Origin of the sequence: Blastococcus sp. CCUG 61487 (assembly GCF_005222955.1) — a bacterium.
Lineage (GTDB): Bacteria > Actinomycetota > Actinomycetes > Mycobacteriales > Geodermatophilaceae > Blastococcus.
The window spans coordinates 24701-33813 of the sequence record NZ_LWUA01000245.1 but is presented as its reverse complement, the minus strand read 5'-3'; the positions used below and the strand labels follow the sequence as shown (position 1 = coordinate 33813).

Below are 9113 nucleotides of genomic sequence, written 5' to 3'. Positions count from 1 at the left end.
GCCCCCACCGCGGCCGAGCGGAGCGCGCCCAGCGCGCGCACGCCAGGGGGCAGCAGGGCGTCCAGCCACCAGCGCAGCGTGTCCGGGAGCGTCATCAGCGACGCGGCGTCGGCGAGCGACCCGGCGTCCACGACCACCACGTCGGCCGCGCGCGGGCGAGCTCGGCGAACAGGGCCAGGTCCGCCGCTCCGGGCACCGGGACCACCGAGGACGACGGCGGCAGCGGCAGCTGCGGCAGCGACGCCGCGGCCGGCGTCACCGCGCCGGCCCACAGCTCCTCGACGGCGACCCGGGCGTCGACCGCGCGGACGGTCAGCCCGCCCACCTCGTCGAGGCCGCGCACGACCACCGGCCGGCGGGACAGCAGCAGGGTCGACCGGCCGGTGCCCGCGACGCGCACCGCCGCGGCCGCGGCCAGGGTGGAGGCACCCGCCCCACCGGGGCCAGCGACGACGAGGGTGCGCACGCGGCTCAGCCCTCGACGCGCTTCTTGAGCTCCTTGAGAGCCGTGTCGAGGATGACCTTCTCGGCCTTGCGCTTGATCATGCCCAGCATCGGGATCGACAGGTCGATGGTGATCGAGTACGTGACCTCGGTCCGCCCGTCGGTCTCCACCAGCGTGTAGGAGCCCTCCTGGCGCTTCTGCATCTGGCCCTTCACCAGGGTCCAGGTCACCTGCCGGTCCCCGTCCCAGGTGTAGTCGAGGACGTAGTCGTCCTTGATGGCGCCGGCATCGAGCACGAAGTGCACCCGCCGCGCCCGCCCACCGGGCCCCTCTTCGAGCACCTCGACCGTCTTCGCGGCGGCCACCCACTGCGGGTAGGCGGGGAAGTCGGCGATGACGGCCATGACGTCGGCCGCGGGGGCCTCGATGACGATCGACTGGGTGGACTGCTCGGCCATGCGCAGCAGGCTAACGGGTGCGCACGGTCCCGCGACCGCCGCTGCACCGTTTGATTACTCATGGGTAGGAGGTGGCCGGTAGATTGGCGAACCGACGTCCTGTACCGGGAGCGGCGGGCGACGGTGCCCGGCGGCGGTGCGGGAGGAGAGGACCGGGCGTGCGCGAGTTCAGCATCCCTGCCAGGACCGAGATCGGCCCCGACGAGGCCATTCCGGACATGCTGGCCGAGAACGTCGCCCAGCACGGCGACGAGGTCGGCCTGCGCCGACGGCAGAACGGCCAGTGGCAGGACGTCACCTGGAAGCAGTTCGGCGACGAGGTGCGCGGCGTCGCCAAGGGGCTGATCGCCTCCGGTGTCGCCGCCGGTGACCGGGTCGCCCTGCAGGCGAAGACCCGCTACGAGTGGACCGTCTTCGACTACGCCATCTGGACCGCCGGCGCCGTCGTCGTCCCCATCTACGAGACCTCCAGCCCCGACCAGGTCGCCTGGATCCTGTCGGACTCCGGTGCCACCGCGATCGTCGTCGAGAGCTCCGAGCACGCCGACGCCGTCGAGACCGTCCGCGACCAGGCGCCCGACCTGACGTCCGTGCACGTCATCGACGACGACGCCGTCGGCACGCTGACCCAGGCCGGCAAGGACGTCCCCGACAGCGAGCTCGAGGCGCGCCGCGCCACGCTGAACGCCGACAGCCTGGCCACGCTGATCTACACCAGCGGCACGACCGGCCGCCCCAAGGGCTGCGAGCTGACCCACCGCAACTTCCTGTTCGAGATCGGCAACGGCATCACGCTGCTCGACAGGTTCATGAGCGTGCAGGGCTCGCTGCTGCTGTTCATCCCGCTCGCGCACGTCCTCGCCCGCGTCCTGCAGGTCGGCGCCATCAAGAACCGGACGGTCATCGGCCACACGCCGGACGTGAAGAACCTGCTCGACGACCTCGGCGAGTTCAAGCCCACGTTCGTCCTGGCCGTGCCGCGCGTGTTCGAGAAGGTCTTCAACTCCGCCAAGGCCAAGGCGGAGGGCGACGGCAAGGGCAAGATCTTCGACAAGGCCGCCCAGGTGGCCATCGACTGGTCGCGTGCCCAGGACACCGGCGGCCCCGGCCTCGGGCTCCGCGCCCAGCACGCGCTGTTCGACAAGCTGGTCTACGGCAAGCTCCGCGCCGCGCTCGGCGGCAACTGCCTGGGCGCCATCTCCGGCGGCGCGCCGCTCGGCGAGCGGCTCGGGCACTTCTTCCGGGGCATCGGGGTGACCGTCTTCGAGGGCTACGGCCTGACCGAGACCACGGCCGCCGCGTCGGTGAACCACGACGACGCCCTGCGCATCGGCACCGTCGGCCAGCCGCTGCCCGGCGTGGAGTTCCGGATCGCCGACGACGGCGAGGTGCTCATCCGGGGCGGCATCGTCATGCGCGGCTACTGGCGGAACGAGGACGCCACCCGCGAGGCGATCGACGCCGAGGGCTGGTTCCACACCGGCGACCTCGGCGAGCTCGACGCCGACGGCTTCCTCAAGATCACCGGCCGCAAGAAGGAGATCCTGGTGACCGCGGGGGGCAAGAACGTCGCCCCCGCCGTGCTCGAGGACCGGCTGCGCGCCCACCGGCTGGTCAGCCAGTGCATCGTCGTCGGCGACCAGCGCCCGTTCATCGCCGCGCTGATCACCCTCGACGAGGAGGCCCTGCCGCAGTGGCTGGAGTCCAAGGGCAAGCCCGCCGACATGTCGGTGGAGCAGGCCCGGGAGGACGCCGACCTCAAGGCCGAGATCGACGCGGCCGTGAAGGACGCCAACAAGGCCGTCTCGCAGGCCGAGGCAATCAAGAAGTTCCACATCCTCGGCACCGACTTCACCGAGGAGAACGGCATGCTCACCCCGAGCCTGAAGCTCAAGCGCGCGGTGGTCATGAAGGAGTTCGGCGACGAGGTCGAGGCGCTCTACGCGCGCTGACCACCAACAACGCCGACGGCGCCGTCCCCACCGGGGCGGCGCCGTCGTGCGTTCAGGGGTGCAGCAGCTCCGCGAAGGTCGCGGCGATCGTCTCCCAGGACCAGCGCTGCTCCACCCAGGCCCGCCCCGCGGCCCCCATGGCCCGAGCCCGGACCGGGTCGTCGAGCAGGCCGGCCAGCGTGCTCGCCACGGCATCGGTCGAGCGGGGGTCCACGACGTGCCCGGTGACCCCCTCCTGCACCGCCTCCGGGGCGCCGCCGGACGTGCCGGCCACGACGGGCCGGCCGCAGGCGGCCGCCTCGAGGAAGACCATCCCCAGGCCCTCCACGTCGAGCCCGGCCCGGCGGGTGCGGCAGGGCATGGCGAAGACGTCGCCGGCGGCGTAGTGGGCCGGTAGCTCCGCTGCGTCGACGGCCCCGGTGAGGACCACGGAGCGCTCGAGCCCCCGCCGGGCCACGGCACGGTGCAGCGCCGCCTCGTCGGGTCCGCCGCCGACCAGCAGGAGCCGCGCGTCCGGGTGCCGCGCCAGCACCTGCGGCCACGCCGCGACCAGCACGTCCTGGCCCTTGCGGGCGACCAGCCGGGAGACGCAGACCACCACGGGCGCGCTCCCCAGCCCGTGCCTCCGGCGCACCCCGCCGCCGTCGACGTCGGGGGTGAACCTCTCGACGTCGACGCCCGGGGAGAGCTGCGCCAGCCGGGTCCTGCCCGACAGCGCGGGCGCGAGCCGGGCGCGGGTGTACTCGGTGATGTAGGTGACGACGTCGAGCCCACCGGCGATCCGCTGCATCACCTGCCGGCTCCCGGGCAGCGCCACCCAGCCGGTCTCGTGCCCGTGGGTGATGCCGACCTGGTGGCGCACGCCCGCCTCCCGCAGCGTCGGCGCGAGGAGACCCAGCGGTGCCGCGGCACCGAAGACGGCGGTGTCGCAGTCGTAGCGCCGCACGAGGTCGACCGCCGCCCGTGCCGTGGCCCGCGTGGGCAGCAGCATGCTCGTCGGCCGGCGGACCACCGGGTAGGGCAGGGCGGCGTCGTGCTCGGCCGCGCCCGGGTGGTCCGACGCCAGGACCACCAGGGAGTCGGGCGGGCGGCGCTCGAGCAGGGCGGCGACGAACGTCTGGATGCCGCCCTGGCGGGGCGGGAAGTCGTTGGTGACGACGAGCGTGCGGCTCACGGCTCGCGCTCCGCCCGGGCCCAGTCCTGGGCCAGCGCGATCCGCTGCGCGACCGTCGGGTGCGAGCCGAAGAACCAGTGCCAGGCGTCCGGCGGATCGGGATCGGAGAGGTTGCTGCCCGCGAGACCGCGTTGCATGGCGACGAACGCCTCGGGGTCCTCGGTGAGATCGAGGGCGTGCACGTCGGCGCGCGCCTCGACCTGGCGCGAGACGAGGTTCTGGACCGGCGTGGCGAGGAGCGTCCCGACGGCGACCAGCAGCAGCAGGAGCGGCACCGCGCGCGGATCGCCGGCGCTCTCGGCCCCGGCCCGACGGAGCAGCCGCGGTGAGGTGAGCACCCACCCGAGCAGCGCCACTCCCCCGGCCGCGCCCAGCGCCCCCATCAGCGTGCCCGTCAGGACGTCGTCGGTGGCCACGTGCCCCAGTTCGTGCGCGACGATCGACTCGATCTGCTCGTCGGGCAGCCGCTCGAGCACCGTGTCGTAGACGACGATGCGGCGGGTGGAGCCGAACCCGGAGACGTAGGCGTTGAGCGCGGTGGTCCGCCGCGAGGCGTCGGACACCAGCACGTCGCGGACCGGGGTGCCGTTCTCCTGGGCCAGCGCCAGCAGGTCGGTGCGCAGCTCGCCGGCCGGCATCGACTCGAAGTCGTTGAAGGCCGGCTCCATGAGCACCGGCCACAGGAACGAGCCGACGACGACGAGGACTGCCGCACCGGCGGCCGCGACCGCCCACCATCCCCGGGCGAGCCGCCGCGCCAGCCAGACGAGCACCAGCGCGGTCACGGCGGTGAGTGCGGCGTCGATCGCCGTCGAGACGACGACGTCGCGCAGCCACAGCCCCCAGCCGCGGGTGGACAGCCCGTAGCGGTGCCGCACGACCTCGCCGTACGCGGACAGCGGGAGGGTGACCAGCCGCCCGATCACCGCGAGCGCGAGCACGCCCAGGAGCACCTGCCAGGCCCAGCGCCCCCGGCGCGGCGTCGGGAGGGCACGCACGAGCCGTGCGCCGAGCGGGGTCAGGCCGAGCACCGCGGAGGCCGCCAGTCCCAGCAGGAGAGAGGCCAGCGAGGCCGGTCGGAGCGCGGCGACGAACGACTCGGCGCGATCGACCTGCTCCGGCGCGAGGCCCGCCGTGGGATCGATCGGGGTGTGCCCGCCGGGCGGTTCGGGCAGCGGCTGCCACGGGGTGCCGACGACCACGACGACCACGAAGCCGGCGAAGAGGACCACGGCGGCCAGCAGCGCCACGCGACGCGCCCTCACAGGTCCAACACCTGGCCGATCATATGGGCCGCGGGCGACAGCTCCGCGGTCCCGACGACGAGGGCCGGCCACCCCGGGTGGGGTGACCGGCCCTCGGTCGCTGCGGTCCGACCTAGCCGACGATCCGGCGGGCGCTGTTGTAGCTGCCCATCGAGTCGACGCTGGCGACCTTCACCGGCTGGCTGGAGGTCGACGCGTGGACCATCTGGCCGTTGCCGATGTACATGCCGACGTGGCTGACCGGGCTGTAGAAGAACACCAGGTCGCCCGGCTGCAGTTCACCGCGCGAGACCGGCCGGCCCATCTGCGACTGGCTGCGGCTGGAGTGCGGCAGCGAGACACCGGCGGCGGCGTAGGCGTAGGAGGTCAGGCCCGAGCAGTCGAACGCGTCAGGTCCGCTGGCGCCCCAGACGTAGCGGTCGCCCACCTGGGCCAGGGCGGTGTCGACGGCGACCTGGGCCGCGCCGCTGGGTGCGCTGACGGCACCGGCCACGGGGGCGGTCCGGTCGGCGCTCCGCGAGGCGCGCACCGGCTGGGAGTCGCCGTGGGCCCGCTCGACCACCGCGCGCTGCGCGGCGTCCAGCGCCTCGAACTGGCGCTGGTAGTCGGCGATCCTGGCCTCGAGGTCCTGCTGCTTGGCCTCGATGTCCTGGACCGTGCGCTCGGCGCGCTGGCGGGCCTCCTCGGCCTGGGCCCGGGTGTCCTCCGCGCGCTCGGACGCGTCGGCCACCTGGCGGACGGCGGCGTTGGTGTGGCCGGCGATCGCGTCGAGCGTGCCGAGCTGGGAGACGAACTCGTCGGCGGACCTGCTGGTGAGCAGGACGTCGAGCTGGGTGAGCGAGGCGCCGCCCTGGGTGTAGGCGCTGCGGGCCAGCTGCCGGATGCGGCCGTCGAGCGCGGCGCGCTGCTCGGCTGCCTCGAGGGCCGCGAGCTCGGCGGTGTCCACCGCGGCGCGCTGGCGCTCGAGCTCGACCCGGGCCTCGTTCAGCTCCTCGGAGACGACCTCGAGCTCGTGGCTGGCATCGGCGACCAGCTCGGCCGCCTGCGCGGGGCTGGTGGCGGTGACCGGGTCCGCGACAGCGGTGCCGGGCAGGACCGTGAGGGTCAGCGCGGTCGTCGCTCCGATGAGGAGGCCGGCGCGGAGCCTGCCCATCCGGCGGGCGGTGCCGGCAGGGCGAGCGGGGCGGAACTGGTCGAAGGCGTGCGTAGGTAGCGCGTGAGGGGTCGCCACGTGGGCGGCTCTCCATTTCTTCCACTGTCACCGCCTACCGAGTTAGCTGACGGGTTCGGGCTGGGAAGATCTGCCCTATCCCCCGCGCGCCGGCGAGCCGGCCCGACGGGAGAACTCACCCCAGAACTGCGGTGGGTCCCCGGTTCACCTCGGACGTCCACGGGACGTCGTACGGCGATTCGGCGGTGTCCGGCCGAGGCCATCCCTCCGTGGATGACGACCACCCGGTCGAACGCGACGACCCTACGTTCGTGACGTTCTCGTGACAAACCGAAGCAGGGAGCACTTCTGTGACGAGAATCGCGTTCGACAGCGCGCGCCTCGCTCAGTTCGGCGCTCGGTAGGCGTATGCGCACGCTCCGCGACCGGCAGAGAGCACCCCTGTCGGATCCGTCTCACCCCGTGCGGCTGCCCGACGAGCCGTCCGCGCCGCCTGCCTCCGTCCCACCGCGGTGCCGCAGCGGTGGGACGAGGCCGTACTCCGCGAGTGCGCGCACCGCGCGGCGCTCGACGTCGTCGAACTCCACCACCACGCCGGGCGGGGGCACGACGGCGTCCTCGGCCGTTCGCGCGGGCGTGCGGGGGCGCTCGGACAGCTGGACCACGACCGGGTCCACCCCCTGCCAGCCGGGCGGCGCGCCCAGCAGCACGGTGACGACGCAGTCGGCGCAGCCGGCGCCCCGGACGGTGCAGGTGTCGCAGTCGATGAGCATGTCTCTCCTCCGTGAGTCCTCCGCACGGTAGGAACGACCACCGACATTTCCGGCCGGCCCTCCTCGTCAGGTGGCGGCGTACTCCCAGTGCCAGGGCTCCTCGCGCCCGTTACCCTGGTCGGCCCAGGTGGGATGCAGCCAGCCGAACCGGCCGGCGTTGGCCTTCATCCAGGCGAACTGCGCGGTCCCGAACCGCTCGACACCGCCGCAGAGGTCCACGGCCAGCCCCCAGCCGTGGTTGCTGGTGCCCGGGACGGCGGCCAGCGCCGGCTTCTCCCCGTACAGCTTCACCTGGGCGCCGTAGGTCCGGTACGAGTCGGTGATGCACAGCGGGCGGCCGAACTGGGCGGCGTAGGCCGCCGACAGCGCCCGGTAGGCCGCCGCGGCGTCGCACCGCAGCGAGTGGTTGCCCACCCCGATCGGGCACAGCGCACTGGGCGGGATGAGCCCGTTCGGATAGCCGCCCCACTGACGCCCGCCGTCGTAGCTCGGCGGGTAGACGGTGTTGCCGCACTCCATGCGCAGCGCGCCGCCGGTGGGCCCGGGCACGTCGGCAGCCGGCCGCTGGCCGAGGCTCGGGCGGCCCACGCCGATCAGCTGCTCGGCCGGCAGCGTGCGGACGACGACCGCGCCGGCCCGAGCGTCGGCCGCGAGCATGGTCGCCGGGTCCAGCGCGATGCCGACGTGCCCCAGCCCCGCCTCGGCCGTGCCCAGGAACACCAGGTCCCCCGGGAGCACGTCGGCCGGCGCGACGGGGCTGGTGGAGGCGAACAGCGCTGCCTGGTCACCGGGCAGTTGGATGCCCGCCCGCCCGTAGACCGCCTGGACCAGCGAGCCGCAGTCCCACGACTCCGGCCCCGCGGTCCCCGGGGCGTAGGGCAGCCCGAGGGCGTCCATCGCGGCGGTCACGGCCGTCAGGGTCTCCGCGGGCAGCACGAGCAGCGAGGTCGGCTGGCCGGGCAGCTGGCCGGCACCGCGCTGGGCGCCGCCGTTCCCGGCACCGACCGGCACGAGCGGGACGGGCAGTCCGGCCGCCGGGTCGCGCAGCAGCGCGGCCGGGACCGCGTCCAGCCCGGCGGCCCTCAGCTGGTCGACGTAGGCCCGCCAGCTGGCGGCGGTCCGCTCGTTGACCTCGACCTGTTCCTGCTGGAGCGCGGCGAGCTGGCGATCCACAGCGCCGAGGGCCGCGTCGAGCTCCTCGGTGACCGCGCTCGCCGCGGCCTCGAGCCGGGCGACCTGGGCGCCGACCTCGTCCGCACGCGCCCTCGCCTGCTCCAGGGCCGCCGCGGCCTGGCGCTGCTGCTCCACGGCCGCCCGGCGCTGCTGCTCCGCGGCGCCGATGACGCCGGCCGCGTGCCTGTCGACGACCTCGAGGAAGCCCATGGCCGCGAGCACGTCGCCGGGGTCCCCGCCGCTGAGCAGGAGGGTGAGCGGCGTCAGCGCTCCGCTGTCGCGGTACACGGCGGAGGCGTACCGGGCGACCACCCCCTGGTACCCGGCCAGTTCTCCCTCGGCGTCGGTGAGCACCGCCTCGGCCTCGGCGACGGCCCGTTCGGCCTCGGCGAGCGCCGCACGCGCCTCGACGACCTCGTCCTGCTGGTCCTGCAGGCCGCGCTGCACCTCAGAGGCGCGCTGCTGGAGTTCGTCCAGCGCGCGGCTGTCCAGGACCCCGGACGTGCCGCCCGGCTGGTCGCTGGGCGCCGCGACGGCGGCCGTCGCGGTGAGCGCCAGGGTCAGCGCCGTGAGCGGCGGGAGCACCAGGGACGCCGCGAGCGACCGACCGCGGGGCCGTCCTGCCGTGTCCGGCCTCGACGAACGCCACGGGGAGCGCGGGGACATCAACCACCTCTGCGGATCCGGGCACCGTCGCCCACC

At 74.4% G+C, this 9113-nt stretch carries 8 protein-coding genes and 1 riboswitch; of the genes, 1 reads left to right on the top strand and 7 read right to left on the bottom strand.

What is annotated here, in order from left to right:
- Positions 1-94: 94 nt before the first annotated feature.
- The gene (locus A6V29_RS14715) at positions 95-466 is read right to left on the bottom strand and encodes a hypothetical protein (RefSeq protein ID WP_137160994.1); all 372 of its coding nucleotides are present in this window, start codon (positions 464-466) and stop codon (positions 95-97) included.
- 5 nt (positions 467-471) lie between these two features.
- Complete coding sequence (locus tag A6V29_RS14710; protein WP_137160993.1) at positions 472-903, bottom strand: SRPBCC family protein; 432 nt, start codon at positions 901-903, stop codon at positions 472-474.
- A 158-nt stretch (positions 904-1061) separates the two neighbouring features.
- Between A6V29_RS14710 and A6V29_RS14705 the strand changes: the two genes are divergently transcribed.
- Positions 1062-2855 (top strand): AMP-dependent synthetase/ligase, encoded by a 1794-nt coding sequence (locus A6V29_RS14705; protein ID WP_170977879.1) that lies wholly within the window; start codon positions 1062-1064, stop codon positions 2853-2855.
- Between the two features lie 52 nt (positions 2856-2907).
- Here the strand turns inward: A6V29_RS14705 and A6V29_RS14700 are convergent, their stop codons facing one another.
- From A6V29_RS14700 to A6V29_RS14680, 5 genes are all read right to left on the bottom strand, one after another.
- Positions 2908-4029 (bottom strand): glycosyltransferase family 4 protein, encoded by a 1122-nt coding sequence (locus A6V29_RS14700; protein WP_137160992.1) that lies wholly within the window; start codon positions 4027-4029, stop codon positions 2908-2910.
- Positions 4026-5294 carry a M48 family metallopeptidase gene (locus A6V29_RS14695; protein WP_137160991.1) on the bottom strand — a complete coding sequence of 423 codons (1269 nt, stop codon included), beginning with the start codon at positions 5292-5294 and terminating at the stop codon, positions 4026-4028. The genes A6V29_RS14700 and A6V29_RS14695 overlap by 4 nt, the downstream gene beginning before the upstream one ends.
- Before the next feature lie 112 nt (positions 5295-5406).
- Positions 5407-6525 (bottom strand): C40 family peptidase, encoded by a 1119-nt coding sequence (locus tag A6V29_RS14690; protein ID WP_249933247.1) that lies wholly within the window; start codon positions 6523-6525, stop codon positions 5407-5409.
- Positions 6526-6541: 16 nt separating this feature from the next.
- A riboswitch (cyclic di-AMP (ydaO/yuaA leader) is annotated at positions 6542-6720 on the bottom strand.
- Positions 6721-6920: 200 nt separating this feature from the next.
- Positions 6921-7238 (bottom strand): hypothetical protein, encoded by a 318-nt coding sequence (locus tag A6V29_RS14685; RefSeq protein ID WP_137160990.1) that lies wholly within the window; start codon positions 7236-7238, stop codon positions 6921-6923.
- Positions 7239-7304: 66 nt separating this feature from the next.
- Positions 7305-8996, bottom strand: coding sequence for a D-alanyl-D-alanine carboxypeptidase family protein (locus A6V29_RS14680; protein WP_137160989.1), 1692 nt, complete (start codon positions 8994-8996; stop codon positions 7305-7307).
- Between the last annotated feature and the right edge of the window lie 117 nt (positions 8997-9113).

Excerpts from the sequence above, each read along its gene's own strand:
- A6V29_RS14710 (WP_137160993.1), bottom strand. The coding sequence starts at position 903 with ATGGCCGAGCAGTCCACCCAGTCGATCGTCATCGAGGCCCCCGCGGCC.
- A6V29_RS14685 (WP_137160990.1), bottom strand. The coding sequence starts at position 7,238 with ATGCTCATCGACTGCGACACCTGCACCGTCCGGGGCGCCGGCTGCGCC.